The organism is Pseudomonas sp. BP6 (genome assembly GCF_017875935.1).
Classification (GTDB): domain Bacteria; phylum Pseudomonadota; class Gammaproteobacteria; order Pseudomonadales; family Pseudomonadaceae; genus Aquipseudomonas; species Aquipseudomonas putida_Y.
In genome coordinates, this window is record NZ_JAGINI010000001.1 from 3336087 (window position 1) to 3358457 (window position 22371).

The 22371-nt window shown below is 62.9% G+C and carries 22 protein-coding genes; 13 read left to right on the forward strand and 9 right to left on the reverse strand.

Annotation, left to right across the window (positions count from 1 at the left end; translation table 11 throughout):
• Positions 1 to 55: 55 nt before the first annotated feature.
• Genes nuoG through nuoN form a run of 8 tightly spaced genes read left to right on the forward strand, consistent with a single transcriptional unit; the run spans position 56 to position 10057 of the window.
• On the forward strand, positions 56 to 2770 hold the full coding sequence (gene nuoG / locus J3A98_RS15245; RefSeq protein ID WP_209967160.1) for an NADH-quinone oxidoreductase subunit NuoG: 2715 nt from the start codon (positions 56 to 58) through the stop codon (positions 2768 to 2770).
• Positions 2767 to 3774, forward strand: a complete 1008-nt coding sequence (gene nuoH, locus J3A98_RS15250; protein WP_051098956.1) for an NADH-quinone oxidoreductase subunit NuoH — start codon at positions 2767 to 2769, stop codon at positions 3772 to 3774. Before nuoG ends, nuoH begins: the two co-directional genes overlap by 4 nt.
• Before the next feature lie 11 nt (positions 3775 to 3785).
• On the forward strand, positions 3786 to 4334 hold the full coding sequence (gene nuoI, locus J3A98_RS15255) for an NADH-quinone oxidoreductase subunit NuoI (RefSeq protein WP_003251442.1): 549 nt from the start codon (positions 3786 to 3788) through the stop codon (positions 4332 to 4334).
• A gap of 10 nt (positions 4335 to 4344) precedes the next feature.
• Positions 4345 to 4845, forward strand: a complete 501-nt coding sequence (gene nuoJ, locus J3A98_RS15260; protein ID WP_176682213.1) for an NADH-quinone oxidoreductase subunit J — start codon at positions 4345 to 4347, stop codon at positions 4843 to 4845.
• Between the two features lie 3 nt (positions 4846 to 4848).
• Positions 4849 to 5157, forward strand: coding sequence for an NADH-quinone oxidoreductase subunit NuoK (nuoK, locus tag J3A98_RS15265; protein ID WP_003251446.1), 309 nt, complete (start codon positions 4849 to 4851; stop codon positions 5155 to 5157).
• Positions 5154 to 7007 (forward strand): NADH-quinone oxidoreductase subunit L, encoded by a 1854-nt coding sequence (gene nuoL / locus J3A98_RS15270; RefSeq protein WP_176682212.1) that lies wholly within the window; start codon positions 5154 to 5156, stop codon positions 7005 to 7007. Before nuoK ends, nuoL begins: the two co-directional genes overlap by 4 nt.
• 40 nt (positions 7008 to 7047) lie before the next feature.
• Complete coding sequence (gene nuoM / locus J3A98_RS15275) at positions 7048 to 8580, forward strand: NADH-quinone oxidoreductase subunit M (protein WP_176682211.1); 1533 nt, start codon at positions 7048 to 7050, stop codon at positions 8578 to 8580.
• 7 nt (positions 8581 to 8587) lie between these two features.
• Entirely contained in the window at positions 8588 to 10057 is a 1470-nt protein-coding gene (gene nuoN, locus J3A98_RS15280) for an NADH-quinone oxidoreductase subunit NuoN (RefSeq protein ID WP_014861246.1), read from the forward strand.
• 90 nt (positions 10058 to 10147) lie between these two features.
• Here nuoN and J3A98_RS15285 read toward each other — a convergent pair whose 3' ends face one another.
• Entirely contained in the window at positions 10148 to 10411 is a 264-nt protein-coding gene (locus tag J3A98_RS15285) for an ogr/Delta-like zinc finger family protein (protein ID WP_010954906.1), read from the reverse strand.
• A gap of 179 nt (positions 10412 to 10590) precedes the next feature.
• On the opposite strand from J3A98_RS15285, the gene J3A98_RS15290 reads away from it, so the two are divergent.
• Complete coding sequence (locus J3A98_RS15290; protein ID WP_176682209.1) at positions 10591 to 10971, forward strand: helix-turn-helix domain-containing protein; 381 nt, start codon at positions 10591 to 10593, stop codon at positions 10969 to 10971.
• Here J3A98_RS15290 and J3A98_RS15295 read toward each other — a convergent pair.
• From J3A98_RS15295 to J3A98_RS15305, 3 genes are read right to left on the reverse strand one after another with little or no spacing between them, the layout of a single operon-like run.
• Positions 10968 to 11330: a hypothetical protein gene (locus J3A98_RS15295; protein ID WP_010954908.1), complete on the reverse strand. Its 363-nt coding sequence runs from the start codon at positions 11328 to 11330 to the stop codon at positions 10968 to 10970. The two genes, J3A98_RS15290 and J3A98_RS15295, sit on opposite strands and share 4 nt — an antisense overlap.
• A complete protein-coding gene (locus J3A98_RS15300; RefSeq protein WP_060489089.1) occupies positions 11323 to 11670 on the reverse strand; it encodes a head completion/stabilization protein in 348 nt (115 codons plus the stop codon). The genes J3A98_RS15295 and J3A98_RS15300 overlap by 8 nt, the downstream gene beginning before the upstream one ends.
• A gap of 11 nt (positions 11671 to 11681) precedes the next feature.
• Positions 11682 to 11930, reverse strand: coding sequence for a helix-turn-helix domain-containing protein (locus J3A98_RS15305; RefSeq protein WP_003251454.1), 249 nt, complete (start codon positions 11928 to 11930; stop codon positions 11682 to 11684).
• Between the two features lie 220 nt (positions 11931 to 12150).
• Between J3A98_RS15305 and J3A98_RS15310 the strand changes: the two genes are divergently transcribed.
• The gene (locus J3A98_RS15310; protein ID WP_209967162.1) at positions 12151 to 14223 is read left to right on the forward strand and encodes a TonB-dependent receptor; all 2073 of its coding nucleotides are present in this window, start codon (positions 12151 to 12153) and stop codon (positions 14221 to 14223) included.
• 102 nt (positions 14224 to 14325) lie between these two features.
• Here J3A98_RS15310 and chrR read toward each other — a convergent pair whose 3' ends face one another.
• A complete protein-coding gene (chrR, locus tag J3A98_RS15315) occupies positions 14326 to 14886 on the reverse strand; it encodes a class I chromate reductase ChrR (protein ID WP_176682207.1) in 561 nt (186 codons plus the stop codon).
• Between the two features lie 156 nt (positions 14887 to 15042).
• Between chrR and J3A98_RS15320 the strand changes: the two genes are divergently transcribed.
• Complete coding sequence (locus J3A98_RS15320; RefSeq protein ID WP_010954911.1) at positions 15043 to 15261, forward strand: hypothetical protein; 219 nt, start codon at positions 15043 to 15045, stop codon at positions 15259 to 15261.
• Here the strand turns inward: J3A98_RS15320 and J3A98_RS15325 are convergent.
• From J3A98_RS15325 to J3A98_RS15340, 4 genes are all read right to left on the reverse strand, one after another.
• On the reverse strand, positions 15245 to 17494 hold the full coding sequence (locus tag J3A98_RS15325) for an Orn/Lys/Arg decarboxylase N-terminal domain-containing protein (protein WP_209967164.1): 2250 nt from the start codon (positions 17492 to 17494) through the stop codon (positions 15245 to 15247). The genes J3A98_RS15320 and J3A98_RS15325 overlap by 17 nt on opposite strands.
• A gap of 265 nt (positions 17495 to 17759) precedes the next feature.
• The gene (gene dnaQ, locus J3A98_RS15330; RefSeq protein ID WP_209967167.1) at positions 17760 to 18518 is read right to left on the reverse strand and encodes a DNA polymerase III subunit epsilon; all 759 of its coding nucleotides are present in this window, start codon (positions 18516 to 18518) and stop codon (positions 17760 to 17762) included.
• 50 nt (positions 18519 to 18568) lie between these two features.
• Entirely contained in the window at positions 18569 to 19015 is a 447-nt protein-coding gene (gene rnhA, locus J3A98_RS15335; RefSeq protein ID WP_176682204.1) for a ribonuclease HI, read from the reverse strand.
• 13 nt (positions 19016 to 19028) lie between these two features.
• On the reverse strand, positions 19029 to 19802 hold the full coding sequence (locus tag J3A98_RS15340; protein WP_176682203.1) for a methyltransferase domain-containing protein: 774 nt from the start codon (positions 19800 to 19802) through the stop codon (positions 19029 to 19031).
• Between the two features lie 85 nt (positions 19803 to 19887).
• Here J3A98_RS15340 and gloB point away from each other — a divergent pair, with 85 nt between their 5' ends.
• Complete coding sequence (gloB, locus tag J3A98_RS15345; RefSeq protein WP_176682202.1) at positions 19888 to 20667, forward strand: hydroxyacylglutathione hydrolase; 780 nt, start codon at positions 19888 to 19890, stop codon at positions 20665 to 20667.
• Positions 20668 to 20767: 100 nt separating this feature from the next.
• Positions 20768 to 22198: a lytic transglycosylase domain-containing protein gene (locus J3A98_RS15350; RefSeq protein ID WP_209967169.1), complete on the forward strand. Its 1431-nt coding sequence runs from the start codon at positions 20768 to 20770 to the stop codon at positions 22196 to 22198.
• The last annotated feature ends 173 nt before the right edge of the window (positions 22199 to 22371 follow it).

Genomic DNA, 22371 nt, shown 5'->3' on the forward strand with positions numbered 1-22371 from the left:
CACCGATTTCCATTAGCCACGCCCGCTCACGCGGGCCAACGAAGAACTTTGAACAATGGCCACTATCCACGTAGACGGCAAAGCGCTCGAAGTCAACGGTGCAGACAACCTGTTACAGGCATGTCTGTCGCTCGGCCTCGACATCCCTTATTTCTGCTGGCACCCGGCGCTTGGTAGCGTTGGTGCCTGCCGGCAGTGCGCAGTCAAGCAGTACACCGACGAGAACGACACCCGTGGTCGTATCGTCATGTCCTGCATGACCCCTGCTTCCGACGGCACCTGGATCTCCATCGACGACGAAGAGTCGAAGGCGTTCCGCGCCAGCGTCGTCGAATGGCTGATGACCAACCACCCGCACGACTGCCCGGTGTGCGAGGAAGGCGGTCACTGCCACCTGCAGGACATGACGGTAATGACCGGCCACAACGAGCGCCGTTACCGTTTCACCAAGCGTACCCACCAGAACCAGGACCTCGGCCCGTTCATCGCCCATGAGATGAACCGCTGCATCGCCTGCTACCGCTGCGTGCGCTACTACAAGGACTACGCCGGTGGTACCGACCTGGGCGTATACGGCGCCCACGACAACGTGTACTTCGGCCGCGTCGAAGACGGCGTGCTGGAAAGCGAGTTCTCCGGCAACCTGACCGAGGTCTGCCCGACCGGCGTATTCACCGACAAGACCCACTCCGAGCGCTACAACCGCAAGTGGGACATGCAGTTCGCCCCAAGCATCTGCCACGGCTGCTCCAGCGGTTGCAACATCAGCCCGGGTGAGCGCTACGGCGAACTGCGCCGTATCGAAAACCGCTTCAACGGTTCGGTCAACCAGTACTTCCTGTGCGACCGCGGCCGCTTCGGCTACGGCTACGTCAACCGCAAGGACCGCCCACGCCAGCCACAACTGGCCGACGGCACCAAGCTGGGCCTGGACGCCGCCCTGGACAAGGCCGCCGACCTGCTGCGCGGCCGTACCATCGTCGGTATCGGCTCGCCACGCGCCAGCCTCGAAAGCAACTACGGGTTGCGTGAACTGGTCGGCACCGAACACTTCTACTCGGGCATGGAAGCCGGCGAGCTGGCCCGCGTGCGCCTGGCGCTGAACGTGCTTAACAACAGCCCGCTGCCCGTGCCGACCCTGCGCGACATCGAAGACCACGACGCCGTGTTCGTGCTCGGTGAAGACCTGACCCAAACCGCTGCCCGCGTTGCCCTGGCCGTGCGCCAGGCCACCAAAGGCAAGGCCGAGGCCATGGCCGAAGCCATGAAAGTGCAGCCGTGGCTTGACGCTGCCGTTAAGAACATTGGCCAGCACGCGCTGTACCCGCTGTTCATCGCGTCCCTGGCTGAAACCAAGCTGGACGACGTCGCCGAAGAGTGCGTGCACGCCGCCCCGGCCGACCTGGCCCGCATCGGTTTCGCCGTGGCCCACGCCATCGACCCAAGCGCCCCTGCCGTCGAAGGCCTGGACGCCGAAGCCAAGGCCCTGGCCCAGCGTATCGCCGACGCCCTGGTCGCCGCCAAGCGCCCACTGGTCGTAGCCGGTACTTCGCTGGCCGACCCGGCGCTGATCGAAGCCGCTGCCAACATCGCCAAGGCCCTGAAGCTGCGCGAGAAGAACGGCTCGCTGAGCCTGGTGGTGCCTGAGGCCAACAGCCTCGGCCTGGCCATGCTCGGTGGCGAGTCGGTCGATGCCGCCCTGGACGCGGTCATCAGCGGAAAAGCCGATGCCATCGTGGTGCTGGAGAACGACCTGTACGCCCGCGTACCGGCCGCCAAGGTCGATGCAGCTCTGGCTGCAGCCAAGGTGGTGATCGTTGCCGACCACTCCAAAACTGCCACCGTCGACCGCGCCCACCTGGTGCTGCCGGCTGCCTCGTTCGCCGAGGGCGACGGCACCCTGGTCAGCCAGGAAGGCCGTGCCCAGCGCTTCTTCCAGGTGTTCGACCCGCAGTACCTGGACAGCAGCATCCAGATCCACGAAGGCTGGCGCTGGATGCACGCCCTGCGTGCCACCTTGCTGAACAAGCCGGTTGACTGGACCCAGCTGGACCATGTCACCAGCGCCTGCGCCGAAGCCGCCCCGCAACTGGCCGGCATCGTCAACGCCGCGCCAAGCGCCGCGTTCCGCATCAAGGGCATGAAACTGGCACGAGAGCCGCTGCGTTACTCCGGCCGTACTGCCATGCGCGCCAACATCAGTGTGCACGAGCCGCGCACGCCGCAAGACAAGGACACCGCGTTCGCCTTCTCCATGGAAGGCTACTCGGGTTCGGCCGAACCGCGCCAGCAGGTGCCGTTCGCCTGGTCGCCGGGCTGGAACTCCCCACAAGCCTGGAACAAGTTCCAGGACGAGGTCGGTGGCCACCTGCGTGCCGGTGATCCAGGCGTACGCCTGATCGAGTCGCAAGGCGACCGCCTGAACTGGTTCAACACCATTCCGGGGGCCTTCAACCCGGCCCGTGGCACCTGGACTGCCGTGCCGTTCTTCCACCTGTTCGGCAGCGAAGAAAGCTCCTCGCGCGCCGCTCCGGTTCAAGAGCGCATCCCGGCTGCCTACGTGGCCCTGGCCAAGTCCGAAGCCGACCGCCTGGGCGTCAACGAAGGCGCCCTGCTGAGCCTGAACGTTGCCGGTGTGGCCCTGCGCCTGCCGCTGCGTATCAATGAAGAGCTGGGCGCTGGCCTGGTCGCGTTGCCGAAAGGCCTGGCTGGCATTCCGCCTGCCATCTTCGGTGCATCCGTCGAAGGTCTGCAGGAGGCAGCACAATGAGCTGGTTCACCCCCGAAGTGATCGATGTGATCCTGACCGTGCTGCGGGCCATCGTGGTCCTGCTGGCGGTGGTGGTCTGCGGCGCGCTGCTCAGCTTCGTCGAGCGGCGCCTGCTGGGCTGGTGGCAGGACCGTTACGGTCCGAACCGCGTCGGCCCGTTCGGCATGTTCCAGATCGCTGCCGACATGCTGAAGATGTTCTTCAAGGAAGACTGGAACCCGCCCTTCGTCGACCGCATGATCTTCACCCTGGCACCGGTAGTGGCCATGAGCGCCCTGCTGATCGCCTTTGTGGTCATCCCGATCACCCCGACCTGGGGCGTTGCCGACCTGAACATCGGCCTGCTGTTCTTCTTCGCCATGGCCGGTCTGTCGGTCTACGCGGTGTTGTTCGCCGGCTGGTCGTCGAACAACAAGTACGCCCTGCTGGGCAGCTTGCGTGCTTCGGCACAGACCGTGTCGTACGAAGTGTTCCTGGGCCTGGCGCTGATGGGCGTGGTGGTGCAGGTGGGCTCGTTCAACATGCGCGACATCGTTGAGTACCAGGCGCAGAACCTGTGGTTCATCATTCCGCAGTTCTTCGGCTTCTGCACCTTCTTCATCGCTGGCGTCGCCGTGACTCACCGTCACCCGTTCGACCAGCCGGAAGCAGAACAGGAACTGGCCGACGGCTACCACATCGAGTATGCCGGCATGAAGTGGGGCATGTTCTTCGTCGGTGAGTACATCGGCATCATCCTCATCTCGGCGCTGCTGGTAACCCTGTTCTTCGGCGGCTGGCACGGTCCGTTCGGCATCCTGCCGCAACTGTCGTTCCTGTGGTTCGCACTGAAGACCGCGTTCTTCATCATGCTGTTCATCCTGCTGCGCGCCTCGATCCCGCGCCCACGCTATGACCAGGTGATGGACTTCAGCTGGAAGTTCTGCCTGCCGCTGACCCTGATCAATTTGCTGGTGACCGCTGCGATCGTGCTCTACAACACGCCAGCCGTCGCGGCCCAGTGAGGATTTGACCCATGTTCAAGTATATCGGCGACATCGTTAAGGGCACCGGCACCCAGCTGCGCAGCCTGGCAATGGTGTTCTCCCACGGGTTCCGCAAGCGCGACACCCTGCAGTACCCCGAAGAACCCGTGTACCTGCCGCCGCGCTACCGCGGCCGCATCGTCCTCACCCGCGACCCCGATGGCGAGGAGCGCTGCGTAGCGTGCAACCTCTGCGCGGTGGCCTGCCCGGTTGGCTGCATTTCGCTGCAGAAGGCCGAGACAGAGGACGGCCGCTGGTACCCGGAATTCTTCCGCATCAACTTCTCGCGTTGCATTTTCTGCGGCCTGTGTGAAGAAGCGTGCCCGACCACCGCGATCCAGCTGACTCCGGATTTCGAAATGGCCGAGTTCAAGCGTCAGGACCTGGTGTACGAGAAAGAAGATCTGCTGATCTCCGGCCCCGGCAAGAACCCTGACTACAACTTCTACCGTGTTGCGGGTATGGCAATCGCTGGCAAGCCGAAGGGCTCTGCACAGAACGAAGCCGAGCCGATCAACGTGAAGAGCTTGCTCCCATAAGGACAGAAAGATGGAATTCGCTTTCTACTTCGCATCCGGGATCGCCGTGGTCTCCACCCTTCGGGTGGTAACTGGCACCAACCCCGTGCACGCCTTGCTTTATCTGATCATTTCGCTGATTTCCGTGGCCATGATCTTCTTCGCCCTGGGTGCGCCGTTTGCCGGCGCCCTGGAAGTGATCGCCTACGCCGGCGCCATCATGGTGCTGTTCGTGTTCGTGGTGATGATGCTCAACCTCGGGCCGGCTTCGGTCGCCCAGGAACGGGGATGGCTCAAGCCCGGTATCTGGGCAGGGCCTGTGATCCTCGGCACCCTGCTGCTGCTGGAGCTGCTGTACGTCCTGTTCGTCACCCCGAGCGGCGCTGGCATCAGCGGTACCACCGTGGGCCCGAAAGCAGTGGGCATCAGCCTGTTCGGCCCTTACCTGCTGGTGGTCGAACTGGCGTCGATGCTGCTGCTGGCTGCGGCCGTCACCGCCTTCCACCTGGGCCGCAACGAGGCGAAGGAGTAAATCATGGGTGCTATCCCTCTCGAGCATGGTCTGGCGGTCGCCGGCATCCTGTTCTGCTTAGGTCTGGTTGGCCTGATGGTCCGCCGCAACATCCTCTTCGTGCTCATGAGCCTGGAAGTCATGATGAACGCCTCTGCCCTGGCGTTCGTCGTCGCCGGTGCCCGTTGGGTCCAGCCCGACGGCCAGGTGATGTTCATTCTGGTGATCAGCCTGGCAGCCGCCGAGGCCAGCATTGGCCTGGCCATCCTGCTGCAACTGTATCGCCGCTTCCACACTCTCGACATCGATGCTGCCAGTGAGATGCGCGGATGAACCTTCTCTTCCTGACTTTCGTCTTTCCCCTCATCGGCTTCCTGCTGCTGTCGTTCTCGCGCGGACGGTTCTCGGAGAACCTGTCCGCCCTGATCGGCGTCGGCTCGGTAGGCCTGTCGGCCGCCACGGCCGCTTACGTCATCTGGCAGTTCAACGTCGCCCCGCCTGAGGGCGGTGCGTACAGCCAGCTGCTGTGGCAGTGGATGTCGGTGGATGGCTTCGCGCCGAACTTCACCCTGTACCTGGACGGCCTGTCGGTCACCATGCTCGGCGTAGTGACCGGTGTCGGTTTCCTGATCCACCTGTTCGCGTCCTGGTACATGCGTGGCGAAGCCGGCTACTCGCGCTTCTTCTCGTACACCAACCTGTTCATCGCCAGCATGCTGTTCCTGATCCTCGGCGATAACCTGCTGTTCATCTACTTCGGCTGGGAAGGCGTGGGCCTGTGCTCGTACCTGTTGATCGGTTTCTACTACAGCAACCGCAACAACGGTAACGCGGCACTCAAGGCATTCATCGTCACCCGTATCGGCGACGTGTTCATGGCCATCGGCCTGTTCATCCTGTTCGCCCAGCTGGGCACCCTGAACGTGCAGGAACTGCTGGTGCTGGCACCGCAGAAGTTCCAGGCTGGCGACACCTGGATGGTGCTGGCCACGCTGATGCTGCTGGGTGGTGCGGTCGGTAAATCGGCACAGCTGCCATTGCAGACCTGGTTGGCCGACGCCATGGCGGGCCCGACCCCGGTTTCGGCACTGATCCACGCCGCAACCATGGTGACCGCAGGCGTGTACCTGATCGCCCGTACCAACGGCCTGTTCCTGCTGGCGCCGGACATCCTGCACCTGGTAGGTGTGGTCGGTGGCGTGACCCTGGTACTGGCCGGCTTCGCTGCGCTGGTACAGACCGACATCAAGCGTATCCTCGCCTACTCGACCATGAGCCAGATCGGCTACATGTTCCTGGCCCTGGGCGTGGGTGCCTGGGACGCGGCAATCTTCCACCTGATGACCCACGCCTTCTTCAAGGCCCTGCTGTTCCTTGCCTCCGGTGCGGTGATCGTTGCCTGCCACCACGAGCAGAACATCTTCAAGATGGGCGGCCTGTGGAAGAAACTGCCGCTGGCCTATGCCAGCTTCGTGGTCGGTGGCGCTGCCTTGGCGGCCCTGCCGATCGTGACCGTGGGCTTCTACTCCAAGGACGAGATCCTCTGGGAAGCCTTTGCCAGCGGTAACACCGGCCTGCTGTATGCCGGCCTGGTAGGCGCGTTCATGACCTCGCTGTACACCTTCCGCCTGATCTTCATCGCCTTCCATGGCGAAGCCAAGACCGAAGCCCACGCTGGCCACGGCATCAGCCACTGGCTGCCGCTGGGCGTGCTGATCGTGCTGTCGACCTTCGTCGGCGCCTGGATCACCCCGCCGCTGGCGGGCGTGCTGCCGGAAAGCGCCGGCCATGCCGGTGGCGAAGCCAAGCACGCGCTGGAGATCACCTCGGGTGCCATCGCCATCGCCGGTATCCTGCTGGCCGCCCTGCTGTTCCTGGGCAAGCGCCACTTCGTCAGCGCCGTAGCCAACAGTGGCATCGGTCGCGTCCTGTCGGCCTGGTGGTTCGCTGCCTGGGGCTTCGACTGGATCTACGACAAGCTTTTCGTCAAACCGTACCTGCTGATCAGCCACATCCTGCGCAAGGACCCGGTTGACCGCACCATCGGCCTGATTCCTCGGATGGCGCGTGGCGGCCACGTTGCCATGAGCAAGACCGAGACCGGCCAACTGCGCTGGTACACCGCCTCTATCGCCGTGGGTGCCGTGCTGGTGCTCGGTGCTGTGGTAGTGGCTGCGGTATGACTATGAATCTTGCGACTTTGCCAAAGGAAACCAACCCGTCATGATTTTGCCTTGGCTGATCCTGATCCCCTTCATCGGCGGCTTCCTGTGCTGGCTGGGTGAGCGCTTCGGCGCCACCCTGCCGCGCTGGATCGCGCTGCTGACCATGTCCCTGCTGCTTGGCATCGGCCTGTGGCTGTGGGGTACCGGTGACTACACCCTCGCTCCAGCCCCGGGCGCCGAACCGGCCTGGGCCCTGGAATACAAGCTCCAGTGGATCCAGCGCTTCGGCATCAGCATCCACCTGGCCCTTGACGGTCTGTCGCTGCTGATGATCCTGCTCACCGGCCTGCTCGGTGTGCTGTCGGTGCTGTGTTCCTGGAAAGAGATCCAGCGCCACGTCGGCTTCTTCCACCTCAACCTGATGTGGATCCTCGGCGGCGTGGTCGGTGTGTTCCTGGCCCTGGACCTGTTCCTGTTCTTCTTCTTCTGGGAAATGATGCTGGTGCCGATGTACTTCCTCATCGCGCTCTGGGGTCACAGCTCGGCAGATGGCAAGAAGACCCGGATCTACGCGGCGACCAAGTTCTTCATCTTCACCCAGGCCAGCGGCCTGATCATGCTGGTGGCGATCCTGGGCCTGGTGCTGGTCAACTACAACACCACTGGCGTGCTCACCTTCAACTACAGCGACCTGCTCAAGGCCGAGTTGCCAGCCGGTATCGAATACGTGCTGATGCTGGGCTTCTTCATCGCCTTCGCGGTGAAGCTGCCGGTGGTGCCGTTCCACTCCTGGCTGCCTGACGCTCACGCCCAGGCACCGACTGCAGGCTCGGTGGACCTGGCGGGTATCTTGCTGAAGACTGCGGCCTACGGCCTGCTGCGCTTCGCCCTGCCGCTGTTCCCGAACGCCTCGGCCGAGTTCGCGCCGATCGCCATGACCCTGGGCCTGATCGGTATCTTCTACGGTGCCTTCCTGGCCTTCGCACAAACCGACATCAAGCGCCTGATCGCCTTCTCCAGCGTCTCGCACATGGGCTTCGTGCTGATCGGTATCTACTCCGGCAGCCAACAAGCCCTGCAAGGTGCGGTGATCCAGATGCTGGCCCACGGCCTGTCGGCTGCGGCGCTGTTCATCCTGTCCGGCCAACTGTACGAGCGCCTGCACACCCGTGACATGCGTCAGATGGGTGGCCTGTGGCACCGCATCGCCTACCTGCCGGCCATCAGCCTGTTCTTCGCAGCGGCATCGCTGGGCCTGCCAGGCACCGGCAACTTCGTCGGCGAGTTCCTGATCCTGATCGGCAGCTTCGTGCACGTACCGTGGATCACCGTGATCGCCACCACTGGCCTGGTGTTCGGTTCTGTCTACTCGCTGATCATGATCCACCGTGCCTACTTCGGCCCGGCCAAGGCCGACACCGTGCTGGCCGGCATGGACAGTCGCGAACTGATCATGGTTCTGGGTCTGGCGGTATTGCTGATCCTGCTGGGCGTGTATCCGCAGCCGTTCCTCGACACCTCTGCCGCCACCATGAGTGGTGTGCAGCAGTGGCTCGGATCCGCTTTCACTCAACTCGCTTCGGCCCGGTAAGAGCGCTATGGAATTCACCACTCAACACTTCATCGCATTGGCGCCGATGCTGATCACCACCATCACCACGGTGGTGGTGATGCTGGCGATCGCCTGGAAGCGCAACCACTCGCAGACCTTCCTGCTGTCCACCGTGGGCCTGAACCTGGCCCTGCTGTCGCTCCTGCCGGCGCTGAAGGTCGCGCCGCTGGCGGTCACCTCGCTGATCACCATCGACAAGTTCGCCTGCCTGTACATGGCGATCATCCTCATAGCGACGCTGGCCTGCGTCACCCTCGCCCACGCCTACCTCGGCGAGGGTTCCAAGGGTTTCCCGGGCAACCGTGAAGAACTGTACCTGTTGCTGCTGATGTCGGCTCTCGGTGGGCTGGTGCTGGTCAGCGCCAACCACCTGGCCGGCCTGTTCATCGGCCTGGAACTGCTGTCGGTACCGGTCTACGGCCTGGTGGCGTATGCCTTCTTCAACAAGCGATCGCTGGAAGCCGGCATCAAGTACATGGTGCTGTCGGCCGCAGGCTCGGCTTTCCTGCTGTTCGGCATGGCCCTGCTGTACGCCGACGCTGGCAGCCTGAGCTTCGACCAGATCGGCAAGGCCCTGGCTACCACCAGCATGCCAAGCCTGGTGGCCCAACTGGGCCTTGGCATGATGCTGGTCGGCCTGGCCTTCAAGCTGTCGCTGGTACCGTTCCATCTGTGGACCCCGGACGTGTACGAAGGCGCTCCAGCGCCGGTCGCCGCGTTCCTGGCAACCGCCAGCAAGGTGGCAGTATTCGCCGTTGTCGTACGCCTGTTCATGCTCTCACCTGCTGCCAGCAGCGGCGTGCTCAGCACCGTACTGGCGGTGATTGCCGTAGCCTCGATCCTGATTGGTAACCTGCTGGCGCTGACCCAGAGCAACCTCAAGCGTCTGCTGGGTTACTCGTCCATCGCCCACTTCGGTTACCTGGTCATCGCGTTGGTCGCCAGCAAAGGCCTGGCCCTGGAAGCCATGGGCGTATACCTGGTCACCTACGTGATCACCAGCCTGGGCGCCTTCGGCGTCATCACCCTGATGTCCTCGCCATACGGCGGCCGTGACGCCGATGCCCTGTACGAGTACCGCGGCCTGTTCTGGCGCCGCCCCTACCTGACAGCGGTACTGACCGTGATGATGCTGTCGCTGGCGGGTATCCCGCTGACCGCCGGCTTCATCGGCAAGTTCTACATCATCGCCACCGGCGTCGAATCGCACCTGTGGTGGTTGGTCGGTGCGCTGGTGATCGGTAGCGCCATCGGCGTGTACTATTACCTGCGCGTCATGGTTACCCTGTACCTGGTCGAGCCGAACCTGCGTCGTCACGACGCCCCGCTCAAGTGGGAACAGCGCACCGGCGGCGTCATGCTGCTGGCTATCGCCATTCTCGCTTTCGTACTGGGTGTGTACCCGCAGCCCCTGCTGGAAATGGTTCAGCAAGCGGGCCTGCAACTGATCGGTTGATCACCCCGGCAGCCCCGGTAACAGAAAACACCCCGCCTAGGCGGGGTGTTTTTTTATCTGCACGTTTTGCTACCTGCGCCCAATGGTGCCTCACTCACTCGGGCTGCCCTGGCCTGCCCCCGGCAAGGCGGCCTTGCGCAAATCACCATTGGCCGAAGGCAGGTACACTTCCGGGTTGGGCATGCCGCTGGGGGAGAGTTCATGGGTCATTTCGAATTCGGCGCGCACTGACCAGCCACACGCCTCGGTGGTGCATTGCAAATAAGCGATTCGCAGGAAAATATGGCGCCCTTCGCTAGTACGTATGCGCATCCGGCTATGGCAATGCGGGCAAACCAGCTTGTAAGTACTCACGGCAAGTACCTGCTAGCATTGCCCAGGCTAGCCTGTGTGTCAGTATTGGCTGCAACTGTGGGTGTATTCTTCAATTTGATAGTTCTCATTGCAGAAGTGCTCCTTAAAACGCAGGGCTGTATTCATAACGAGTAGTTTAAGCCCATGGAATATCATTAAACCAGTCATGGATATTTGTTATGAGTACTCACGGACTTGCTGCGGTGCTCACGCGCCTTAAACTTCTCACTGGCGCACAAACTGATGCCGAGTTGTCACGCGCGCTGTCGGTCAGCCCGCAAACGCTGAGCAGCTGGAAGGTTCGCGAAAGCATTCCTTACTCACTTTGCATAGACGCTGCCAAAAAGCATGCATGCTCACTGGACTGGCTATTGCTGGGTCAGGCCGGGCACAACGCCGCCGTCCCAGATGATGCGGGCTGGGAGTGCGAAATGCTCGAACGGCTGCGCACGCTCTCGCACAGCGATCGCCAGGCCATCCTGCTGTTCATCAAGGACAAGCAGCGCATCCAGCAGTTGGAACAGCAATTGAGTGAACTCGGCGGCGCAGCCAATGGCTAACCCCGACGGCGCCAGCGCTGGATGAGCTCGCGCGGGTCGAGTGTATCCAGCCAGACCATGACCTTGAGGCTGATGGGGATCACCACCACAGCGGCCACGAATGCCGCCATGCCCCGGGTCAGCAATGGCACCAATGACGAAACCAGTGGCTCGAACAAATGGCCCACGCCCACGGTCACGAATAGCAGCAGCAGTTTCTTGGCCAGCGTCAGGCGCCTGGCCTCACTGGTGATCAATCGATCGCGTGCCGCACTCACCAACAATGCTCCCAGCAGCGCGGCGAACAGGACATCGCCATCCACACCCAGGAACGCCACCAATGCCTGGGCCAGGTTGTCAAAAACTGATAGCTCAGGCATGCACTTGCCCTCCGCGCGGAACAGGCAGACAGGCGGTTGAACCCAGGCTATACATGACCGCCGCTTCGACAAAACGGATGTAGCACACCCGCAAGGCCCGCCCATGATCATGACCGGCCACATCCTCGAGGCGCTTGTAGCCCCGCTCTCGCAGTACTGACCGCCAGCGGGCGAATTCGCGTGCTGCCTCGATGGCAGCGCAACGCGCGGCCACTTCCAATGCAGCTTCACTGACAGATCGCGGCAGTTGCAGGTGCTCCCGCAACCTGCCCAGGTCGACCCGTGGCCAAAACGGATCATGGCAATCGGCAAAGCGCGGTAGCCGTGGATCGTTGCTCATGCGCTACCCCCTTACTGCTCGGCCAGCATGCCGTAGCGAATGGCCTTGATCACAGCGGCCACCCGGGTAGGCACTTCAAATTTGCGCAGGATGTTGGACACGTGAAAATTCACCGTCGACTCCTTGCATTCAAGGATCTGGCCGATCTCCCACGAGCTCTTGCCATAAGCACACCACAACAGCACTTGCTGTTCACGTGGCGTCAGGCGAACCGGGGCGTCCGCCAGGGGTTGCTGCGAGTGTCGAGCGTTGTCAGTCATGTTTGAACTCCACGGGTGATTGAGCGGGGCATTACTGCCTACCTGCAGTCACCTTACGAAGCACAGGCCACCCGCCTCCACCGCCGTGGTTTGTAAAGAACTTTCGTACAAGACCGTATGACGAAGGATGCGCACGATTTGCTGACTTTCTGCGTGCTCCCAGCCGCATTCCGCTCGTCTCAACGCCGTTGTCCATTCGCCTTTCGCCTGGAGTCGTACAATGCGTTCCGATTTACCCCTCTCATCCTGCCTCGGTCTGCTGGCGGCACTGGCTGCCACCCAGCCCGCCCTGGGGGCATCCGCGGTCGAACTGGGCCGGGTGCTGATCACCGATGAGGAGCAGAACGAGCTGACGGCAGCCGGCGAGCGCCTGCGTGAAATACCGGGAGCCAGCAACCTGGTGGACATGCAGCGCGTGGGGCAAGGCCGAGTGGCCAGCAACCAAGACGTGCTGGCCTACCAGCCAGGGGTGTTCGCCCAATCGGCAGGTAACGATGGCATCAAGCTGTCGATACGCGGCTCGGGCCTCAACCGTGCGCCGGGGGCGCATGGTTCCGGTGTCTACACGATGTTCGACGGCCTGCCGCTGACCGGCCCGGGCGGCACACCTTACGAATTGTTCGAACCGCTTTGGCTGAGCCGTGCCGAAGTGCTGCGTGGCGCCAATGGCTTCGACCAAGGCGCCCTGGCCTTGGGCGGTGCCATCAACTATGTCACCCACACCGGCTACGACGCGCCTGCACTGCAAGTGCGCTACGAGGTCGGCAGCCGCGGCTACCAGCACCGGCACATCAGCTCGGGCCAGGTGCTGGGCAATCTCGACTATTACGTGGCCCTGACCGATTCGGAATATGACGGCTACCAGGCGCACAGCACTGGCAGCGCCAAGGGCATTGCCGCCAATGTCGGTTACCGCTTCAACCCCAACCTGGAAACCCGCTTCTACCTGCGCTACCGGGAAACTGAAAACGAACTGCCCGGGCGCCTGACCAAAGACCAGATCAAGCACCACCCGCGTGCAGCCAACCCGACCTATCTGGCCCGCGACGACAGTCGCCCGCAGCCAGGCAGCACCTGGATGGGCAACAAGACCACCTTCTACCTCGACGACGAGGCGCGCCTGGAAGCCGGCCTGGTCTATCACGACTACCCGATGGACCTGCGCGAGGGCCCGATGCGCCTGAAGGTCGCCTACACCGATGTCAGCGGTACGCTGAACTATTTCCGCCGCGACACACTGTTCGGCCACGAGAGCAAGACCACCGTCGGTTGGCGTACCACCAAGCACCTGCCCAACAGCGGCGCTTCGCAATTTACCCGCAATGGCGATGTGTTCGGCGAGCGCACCCGTGACTTCACCTACCAGGGCTCGGACACCGTGCTGCATGTTGGCAACGACCTGGAACTGGTCCCCAACCTGTGGCTGAGCACCGGCCTGGCCATGATCTACACACGCCGCGAAAGTGACGTGACCTACCCCGCTGAAGGCGGCAAGGTGAGCATGCATGACTGGGACTATGCGCCCCGCCTGGGGCTGCGCTACGACATCCGCCCGGACTTGCAGGTGTACGGCAACCTGAGCCGCTCGGTAGAGCCGCCACACCCGTGGTCGTTGATCTGGAGCGCGCCCAGCACAGGCGGCAAGCAGATCCAGCCGATCGAGATGCAGAACCAGACAGCCACCACTCTGGAACTGGGCGCCCGTGGCGACTCGGCGCTCGGCCGCTGGGACCTGGCCTGGTACTACTCGCAAGTGCGCCACGAACTGCTGGCCGTTGAGGTAGTGCCGAATTTCACCTCGGAATTCAACGCCAGCGCTACCGTGCACCAAGGCGTTGAAGCCGGCCTCGACAGCACCCTGTGGGAACGCGCGGGCACTGGCAAGCTGAGCTTGCGCCAGGCCTACACCTTCAGCGACTTCCACTACCGTGATGACGACACATTTGGCGACAACCGTCTGCCCGGCATCCCCATGCACTACTATCAGGCCGAGTTGCGCTATGACTGGCCGAGCGGCTTCTATGCCGGGGTCAACACGCAAATGGCCTCGAAGGTGCAAGTGGACTACGCCAACAGCTACCACGCAGATGAATATGCCTTGCTCGGCGCGCGCGTTGGCTGGGACTCACCGAAGCAGGACTGGCAGACCTGGCTGGACCTGCGCAACCTGACCAACCAGCGCTATGCAGCGACCGTGACGCCGGCCTACAACGACGCCGGCAAGGACAATGCCCGTTCGACACCGGGCGAAGGGTTTGGCGTATATGCGGGGGTTTCGTACAGCTTCCGCTGACGGGTAGGAGCGGGTTTACCCGCGAATGCGTCGGCAAATTCAATGACGCATTCGCGGGTAAACCCGCTCCTACGGGGGGCGCTGCACAGCATGATTCGGGGTTCAGACCGCCCTGTTCAATTTCACCCAGGAAGCAAACCTGTCGACGAACGCCTGCAAGAACGGTCGCGTCTTGTCGTTGAGCTTGCCGGAATCCTCGAACAGGCTCGCCGCCCCGCCAAGGTAAGCCTCGGGCATCTGCATGCAGGGCATGTCGAGAAACACCAGCGACTGGCGCACCGCATGGTTGGCGCCAAAGCCCCCAATAGCCCCCGGCGACACACTCACCACCGCCGTCGGCTTGCCGCTCCAGGCACTTTGCCCGTAAGGCCGCGAGCCCACATCGATGGCATTTTTCAGGCAGCCCGGCACCGAGCGGTTGTATTCCGGGGTGACGAACAGCACCGCATCACTGCGGCGGATCTCATCGCGAAAACGCTTCCAGGTTTCCGGCGGTGCCTCGGCTTCGATATCTTCGTTGTACAGCGGCAGGTCGCCAATCTCGACGATCCTCAGGGCAAGGCTGGACGGCGCCAGCTCCGAAAGTGCGCGGGCGACCTTGCGGTTGTAGGACTCCTTGCGCAAGCTACCGACGACGACTGCTACCGAATACACCTGGCTCATGGCAATTCCAACCTTTGCGGGGTAAAGAGACGTTGTAGTTATAGATGACCGCTCCTCGTTGCTTTGGTTTTTTTTCCGCAAGGCGAAAACTTCCGAGTCTGTTTCACGGTCTATGCCTTCATACATTTCCTACGTAATTCAGAGGTTTCCACCCAAATGGCAGCAGTAATGGTCGGCCAATTCCACGCCCGTGACGCCGAAGGCCGCATCTACCCCGTGCACGAGTTCCAGGAGTCCACCCTGCAACTCGATGGCAGCACGCTGGGCGCCCCCATCACCACCTACCGCCTGGCCATCGGCGACAAGGTCAACCACCTGGGTGAAAACCGTTTCGAGCTGGCACGCTCCGGTGTCGAGATCACACGCATTCCGTGATGCAATCCACGGTGTAGCGGCCCCCTTCGTTCTGCAGGCCGTGCACATCGGCGACGAACCCGGGAAAGCCCTGGTTGAATGCCCGGGCAAATGCCAGGTAGTCCAGGATCGAGCGGGTCGCCTCGGTGAACCGCTCACCCGGCATGATCAACGGGATCCCAGGCGGGTACGGCACCAGCATCACCGCTGCCACACGCCCCAGCAGTGCCTCGATCGGCACCGCCTCTACCTCCCCACGCACCATCTTGTCATAGGCCTGGGCCGGGCTTACGGCCACCTCCGGCAAACGGGTGAACAGCCGCTTCAGCTGCTTGGCCGTGGCATTGGCGCGGTAGCAATCATGTAACTGGTCGCACAGGTCGCGCAGGCCCATGCCCTGGTAGCGCAAGGCGTCGGCAGCCCCCACGCTCGGCAGACAACTGCTGAGCGGGGTGTTGCCGTCATAGTGGCGCTTGAATTCCAGCAGCTCGGTGAGCAGGGTGCTCCACTTGCCCTTGGTGATGCCCATGGAAAACAGTACCAGGAAGCTGTACAGGCCCGTTTTTTCCACCACCAGCCCGCGCTCCCAGAGAAACTTGCTGACTACCGCCGCCGGGATGCCGCGCGCGCCCAGCACACCCTCTGCGCTCAGGCCCGGCATTACCAAGGTCACTTTCAGCGGGTCGAGCAGCACATAATCGGCCACCACTTCAGCAAACCCATGCCATTGCGCCCCTGGCTGCAGCAACCAGTCCTGCGCGACCAGACGGGGGATGCCCTCGGCACTTGGCGGCTGCCAGATGCTGAACCACCAGTCCTCTGCGGCAATGTGCTCCCGCAGGTTGGCAAGGGCACGACGAAAGCTCAACGCTTCGTCGAACATCTCCTGCAGCAGCGAGCGCCCGGCCGGCCCTTCCATCATGGTCGACGCCACATCCAGCGAGGCGAGAATGCTGTATTGCGGCGAGGTAGAGATGTGCATCATGAACGCTTCGTTGAAGCGGTCCCTGTCCAGTTGCCGCCTGGCACCGTCCTGCACATGAATCATCGAGGCCTGGCTGAACGCCGCCAGCAGTTTGTGGGTGGAATGGGTGCTGAACACCAGCGGGCTGTCTGCCGCGCAGGCGGTGCCCATGGCGTAGCGCCCGGTGAAGAAGTCGTGGAACGCCGCATAGGCGAACCAGGCCTCGTCGAAGTGCAGCACCTCGACACTGGTACCCAGGGTCTGCTTGATCAGCCCGGCGTGGTAACACAGCCCATCGTAGGTGGAGTTGGTCACGACCGCCAGCTTGATGCGCCGCCCACGATCACGGGCAAGGGGGTTGGCCTGGATCTTCGCAGCGATCGCCTCGGAGCTGAACTCGCTGAGCGGGATCGGGCCGATGATGCCCAGTTCGTTGCGCTCCGGGCACAGGTACAGCGGGATGGCCCCCGTCATGATGATTGCGTGCACCACCGACTTGTGGCAGTTGCGGTCCACCAGTACCAGGTCGTCACGGCCGACCATGGCGTGCCAGACGATCTTGTTGGCCGTGGAGGTGCCATTGATGACGAAGAAGGTGTGGTCGGCGCCGAAGTTGCGCGCCGCCCTGGCCTCGGCTTCGGCCAGTGGGCCTGTGTGGTCAAGCAGCGAACCCAGCTCCGGTACGGAAACGGACAAGTCCGAGCGCAGGGTGTTTTCCCCGAAGAACTGGTGAAAGGCTTGGCCTACCGGGCTTTTATGATAGGCCACACCGCCACCATGGCCCGGGGTGTGCCAGGAATAGTTGGACTGCGCGGTGTGCTGCACCAGCGCCTTGAAGAACGGCGGCAGCAAGCCATCGAGGTAGGTGTGTGCGGCACGCGCCACCTGGCGGGCGAGAAACGGCACGGTGTCTTCGAACAGGTAAAGGATGCCACGCAGCTGGTTGAGCTCGCTCATGGCTTCGGCGGGGGCATTTTCCAAGGTCACCTGCTCGCCCAGGGCAAAGATCGGCAGGCTGGGTGCACGCAGACGGGCCAGGCGGATCAGCTCGGCCATGTTCTGCAGCAAGTGGGTGTTCTCGCCAGCGCCTTCGGCGGCAATCAGCATGCAGGCCAGGCCATGGTGGGTGGCGGCGACCAGGCGCGCTTCGGCGTGGTCGGCTGCGGCAAGAATGGCAAAGCCATCCTGGCGCAGTTCCTCGGCAATACCCCGCACGCGCTCGCCAGCAACACTGTCGGCCTTGATGGCGCGGTGGACGATGAGGATCGGGAACTTGAGGTCCTTGTACATCAGGCGGCTACCTCAAAAGGACATGGCGTCCATTTCAGGGTAGTTGAGCCTTGTATTGCCTGTACTGGTCCTTTCGCGGGTGAACCCGCCCCTACGTGGACACCGGTCGGTGACTGGACACAGGCGTCGTAGGAGCGGGTTTACCCGCGAAAGGGCCGGGCCTGCTGGCCAATCTGCCCCCCGCCACTCACCGCCGCAGCCACCACCGTATTCGCGGGTAAACCCGCTCCTACAACGATCTCCACTCCTGTTGCAGGGCGAAAGATCAGCCGGCTGGTGTCTCAGTCAGGGTCTGCCACAGCGAAGGCCCACCCGCCGACTTGGCAACGGCCGCCAGACGCTCGGCATGCGCCTCCAGTTCCTCGGCGCTGGCCATGATCACCCGACCCGGCGTACGCCCGACAATCCGGCGGATCTCGCTGCCGCCAGCCCCCTGCCCGTCATCCTCTGCATCTGCACCATGGCCAGCCAGCGACAGGCTGGTCTGGCCACCGGTCATGGCCAGGTAAACGTCAGCCAGCAGTTCCGAGTCGAGCAGTGCGCCGTGCAACTCACGGCCTGAGTTGTCGATGTCGTAGCGTTTGCACAGCGCATCCAGGCTGTTGCGTTGCCCCGGGTGGCGCGAACGTGCCAGCAGCAGGGTGTCCAGAATGGTGCAGTGCCGCGAAATGTCAGCGCGATCCTGCTGGCCCAGCAAGGCGAATTCGTTGTTGATGAAGCCAACGTCGAACGCCGCGTTATGGATGACCAGCGTGGCACCCTGGATGAAGTCGAAGAACTCTTCGGCGACATCGCCAAAGCGTGGTTTGCCGACCAGGAAGGCATCAGTGATGCCGTGAACGTTGATCGCGCCCTCGTCACTCTCGCGGTCTGGCTGCAGGTAGACGTGGAAGTGCCGCCCGGTCAGACGCCGGCCGATGACCTCGACACAGCCGATCTCGATGATCCGGTGGCCTTCGCCAACCGGCATACCCGTGGTTTCGGTATCGAGAATGACGAACCGCTTATCTTGCTGCTGCTCCACGCAGGCGCTCCAACTTGCATCAGTTACAAAGACTGCGATTGTACCCCAGCTCAACGCTGGGCGCGCACCTCATCGACCCCGCGGTTGGCCAGTTGGTCGGCGCGTTCGTTGCCGGGGTGGCCGATATGGCCGCGCACCCACTTCCAGGTCACCTTGTGGCGGTTGACCTGCTCATCGAGCTGCTGCCACAGGTCGGCATTCTTCACCGGTTCCTTGGCCGCGGTCTTCCAGCCGCGCTTCTTCCAGTTGACCATCCATTCGTTGATGCCCTTCATCACGTATTGCGAGTCGGTGGTCAGCACCACTTCGCATTCGCGTTTCAGCGCCATCAGCCCCTGGATAGCAGCCATCAGCTCCATCCGGTTGTTGGTGGTTTCGCGTTCACCACCCCACAGTTCCTTCTCGACGCCCTTGTAGATCATCAGGACGCCCCAGCCACCCGGGCCGGGGTTGCCCTTGCAGGCGCCATCGGTAAACATTTCGATGCTTTCGCTCATGTACCACTCATGTTCAGTGCTTTTCGGTATCAGGGTTGGCCGCCGTTCGGTTGACCTTGGCCAGCGGCAGCGGCAGCAGCTTGCCCATCGGTTCACGGCGCTCCGGGCGCAATGGCCGCAGGCCCACCACCATCTTGCGCGCCACCAGCAGGTACACCCCGCCACCAAAGCCCTGCCAGCCGCAGGCCAGTCGTTCCCAGCCTTCAAGGCGTTGCTGCCAGGCCGGTGAGGCAAGCGGCGGACGATAGCACCCGAAGCGGCGTTTCTCCAGCGCGAAGCCCAGCAGGTTGAGCCAGTCGCCCACCCGTGACGGCGAGATGCAGCGCGCCTTGCGCAGAGCACCGTGACTGAAGAAATGGCGCATACCCCAGCTGCTCCACGGGTTGATCCCCACGATCAGCAGGTGCCCGCCCGGGCGCACGGCACTGGCGGCCTCGCGCAGCAGGCCATGGGGCGACAGGCAGAAGTCCAGGCCATGCTGCAGCACCACCACGTCGGCAGCGTGCTCGCTCAACGGCCAGGCCTGCTCCTCGCAGACAATCTCCACACCCGGCAACGGCGCACCAAGGCGCACGTTACGCTGTACCTGGGGGGCTCTGGGCGGTGGCTCGGCGCAGGGCCCGTAATGGACGAGATAACCGCCAAAGAAGCGCCCGAGCTCTTCTTCCAGCAGTTTGTCCTCCTCCTTGAGCATCAGTTGCCCAAGTGGGCCGTTGAACCACTCACGGGCCAGGCTGATCAGCTCGACCCAGTCCGGGTCGGCCTGGGCAAAGGCTTGGTCGGTCATTGCGCTCTCCCTCGAAGGTTCTCCCACCGCGCCATCGCGGCTAAGATGCCCTCATGTGCCACGCTAGGTGAATCGGATCCGCACCATGATACAGATCGATGCTCTCCCCGCTTTCTCCGACAACTACATCTGGTTGTTACAGGATACTGCCAAACGCCGTTGCGCGGTGGTCGACCCGGGCGATGCCGGCCCGGTGGAGCGCTGGCTGGCTGCCAACCCCGAGTGGGTGCTGAGCGACATCCTCGTCACCCACCACCACAATGACCATGTCGGCGGTGTGGAACGGCTCAGGCAATTGACCGGCGCACGGGTCTGTGGCCCCGCCAACGAACGCATTCCCGGACGCGAACTGGCCCTGGACGAAGGCGACAGGGTGGACGTGCTGGGTGTGACGTTTCAGGTACTCGCGGTACCCGGCCATACCCTGGGGCATATCGCCTTCTTCAGCGACCAGCCAGCGACGCCCATCCTGTTCAGTGGCGATACCCTGTTCGCCGCCGGTTGCGGGCGCATGTTCGAGGGTACACCCGAACAGATGCAGCCCGCCCTCGCCCGCCTGGCGGCCCTGCCAGCGCAGACAGAAGTGTACTGCGCCCATGAATACACCCTCAGCAACCTGCGCTTCGCCAAGGCTGTCGAACCGACCAACCCGCACGTTCAGCAACGGTTCGAGGACGTTACCCGATTGCGCGCCGAAAATCGCATCAGCTTGCCATCGACGATCGGCCTGGAGCGCCTGACCAACCCCTTTCTGCGTACCTCTGAAACATTAGTTAAACAAAAAGCAGACGAGTGGAAGGGACATTCAAACACCTCGCATGTCGCTGTTTTTGCTGCCTTGAGGTCTTGGAAGGACACCTTCTGATAACCGCAAGATATATCGCAAGTGAGGGTCTAAGGTTGACCGGGGCCGGAGCGGTTTCTAGAATCGCCGAAATTTTTCGCCCGGATACCTGTGTCAGCCGATGTCTTCCCGTAGCCGCAGAACCTCTCATTCCGCCGCCCTGACGCGTCTGGCTCAAATCAGCGCGCTGGCCCTGGCAGCCACGCTGGTGGGCTGTCAGAGCACCCGTCAGCTCGACGAATCCGATAGCGTTCGCGCGCACAACTACCAGGCGCGGATCAAGCACAAACCTTCACCGCTGCTGGTCAAGCCGGCCGAGCAGGCGCCGCAGGATGTCTGGGAGCGCATGCGCCAGGGCTTCGCCCTGCAGGACACCATCGACGTCAACCCGCGCATCGAGCAGCAGCGTTTGTGGTTCGCCAGCAACCCGTCCTTCATAGAAAGCGCCGGGGAACGTGGCAGCCTCTACCTGCACTACATCGTCGAGCGCCTTGAAGAACGTGACATGCCGCTGGAGCTGGCCCTGCTGCCCGCCATCGAAAGCGCCTACAACCCCATGGCCTACTCACGCGCCAGCGCTGCCGGCATGTGGCAGTTCATGCCAGCTACCGGTCGTCACTTCAACCTGCGCCAGACCAACTTCTATGACGGCCGCCGCGATGTCACCGCGTCGACCAACGCCGCGCTGGATTACCTGACCCGCCTGCACGACATGTTCAACGGCGACTGGCTGTTGGCCCTGGCGGCCTACAATGCCGGTGAAGGCACTGTCAGCCGAGCCATCGAACGCAACGAAAAGCTCGGCCTGCCGACCGACTACTGGAACCTGCCGCTGCCAAAGGAAACCCGCGACTACGTGCCCAAGTTGCTGGCGCTGTCGCAGGTGGTGTCCACGCCAGAAGCCTATGGTATCAATCTCACCCCGATCGCCAACGAACCGTACTTCGAAGCGGTGGCGATCAAAGACCGCCTGGACCTTACCCGGGTCGCGGCCTTTGCCAACATCGACGAGGATGAGCTGATCCAGCTCAACCCGGCATTCAAGAAGCGCATGACCGTCGATGGCCCGAAACAGCTGCTGGTGCCCACCGCCAAGGCGCAGCTGCTCAGTGCCAGCCTGTCCAACCTCAAGCCGGAGCAACTGGTCAGCCTGCAACCGCCGAAAGCAGCGTTTGCCCGGGCCGTGGCCGAAGCCAAGGCACCGGTGGGGGCACGCAGTTACCGGGTCAAGCGTGGCGATAACCTGAGCGTCATCGCCAAGGCCAACCGTGTGTCGATCAAGGACATCAAGCGCTGGAACCGCTTGTCCAGCAACAGACTGCGCGCTGGCCAGGTTCTGGCCCTGCGCGGTGGCAGTGCACCGAGCGCCGCCGGCAACCGGGTCGCAGCATCCGGAAAGCGCTCCACCAAATACAAGGTGCGCAAGGGCGACTCCCTGTACCTGGTGGCCAAGCGCTTCAATGTGAAAATGAAGCACCTCAAGCGCTGGAACCCACGCAGCGGCCACGCCCTCAAGCCAGGCCAGACCCTGACCGTCTACGTCGGGCATTGAGTCGTTACAGGGGCTGCTTTGCAGCCCATTCGCGGGCACGCCCGCTCCCACAGGTTTTTCACAGCCCTCAAAGCCGGTGCCGTACCTGTGGGAGCGGGCGTGCCCGCGAATGGGCCTGAAAACCCAGCCACTGGAAAACCCCAGCCCCTCTCTTTTTCCAACCCCACCAAGCT

Excerpts from the sequence above, each read along its gene's own strand:
- nuoG (WP_209967160.1), top strand. The coding sequence starts at position 56 with ATGGCCACTATCCACGTAGACGGCAAAGCGCTCGAAGTCAACGGTGCA.
- nuoH (WP_051098956.1), top strand. The coding sequence starts at position 2,767 with ATGAGCTGGTTCACCCCCGAAGTGATCGATGTGATCCTGACCGTGCTG.
- nuoI (WP_003251442.1), top strand. The coding sequence starts at position 3,786 with ATGTTCAAGTATATCGGCGACATCGTTAAGGGCACCGGCACCCAGCTG.
- nuoJ (WP_176682213.1), top strand. The coding sequence starts at position 4,345 with ATGGAATTCGCTTTCTACTTCGCATCCGGGATCGCCGTGGTCTCCACC.
- nuoK (WP_003251446.1), top strand. The coding sequence starts at position 4,849 with ATGGGTGCTATCCCTCTCGAGCATGGTCTGGCGGTCGCCGGCATCCTG.
- nuoL (WP_176682212.1), top strand. The coding sequence starts at position 5,154 with ATGAACCTTCTCTTCCTGACTTTCGTCTTTCCCCTCATCGGCTTCCTG.
- nuoM (WP_176682211.1), top strand. The coding sequence starts at position 7,048 with ATGATTTTGCCTTGGCTGATCCTGATCCCCTTCATCGGCGGCTTCCTG.
- nuoN (WP_014861246.1), top strand. The coding sequence starts at position 8,588 with ATGGAATTCACCACTCAACACTTCATCGCATTGGCGCCGATGCTGATC.
- J3A98_RS15290 (WP_176682209.1), top strand. The coding sequence starts at position 10,591 with ATGAGTACTCACGGACTTGCTGCGGTGCTCACGCGCCTTAAACTTCTC.
- J3A98_RS15295 (WP_010954908.1), bottom strand. The coding sequence starts at position 11,330 with ATGCCTGAGCTATCAGTTTTTGACAACCTGGCCCAGGCATTGGTGGCG.
- J3A98_RS15300 (WP_060489089.1), bottom strand. The coding sequence starts at position 11,670 with ATGAGCAACGATCCACGGCTACCGCGCTTTGCCGATTGCCATGATCCG.
- J3A98_RS15305 (WP_003251454.1), bottom strand. The coding sequence starts at position 11,930 with ATGACTGACAACGCTCGACACTCGCAGCAACCCCTGGCGGACGCCCCG.
- J3A98_RS15310 (WP_209967162.1), top strand. The coding sequence starts at position 12,151 with ATGCGTTCCGATTTACCCCTCTCATCCTGCCTCGGTCTGCTGGCGGCA.
- chrR (WP_176682207.1), bottom strand. The coding sequence starts at position 14,886 with ATGAGCCAGGTGTATTCGGTAGCAGTCGTCGTCGGTAGCTTGCGCAAG.
- J3A98_RS15320 (WP_010954911.1), top strand. The coding sequence starts at position 15,043 with ATGGCAGCAGTAATGGTCGGCCAATTCCACGCCCGTGACGCCGAAGGC.
- J3A98_RS15325 (WP_209967164.1), bottom strand. The coding sequence starts at position 17,494 with ATGTACAAGGACCTCAAGTTCCCGATCCTCATCGTCCACCGCGCCATC.
- rnhA (WP_176682204.1), bottom strand. The coding sequence starts at position 19,015 with ATGAGCGAAAGCATCGAAATGTTTACCGATGGCGCCTGCAAGGGCAAC.
- J3A98_RS15340 (WP_176682203.1), bottom strand. The coding sequence starts at position 19,802 with ATGACCGACCAAGCCTTTGCCCAGGCCGACCCGGACTGGGTCGAGCTG.
- gloB (WP_176682202.1), top strand. The coding sequence starts at position 19,888 with ATGATACAGATCGATGCTCTCCCCGCTTTCTCCGACAACTACATCTGG.
- J3A98_RS15350 (WP_209967169.1), top strand. The coding sequence starts at position 20,768 with ATGTCTTCCCGTAGCCGCAGAACCTCTCATTCCGCCGCCCTGACGCGT.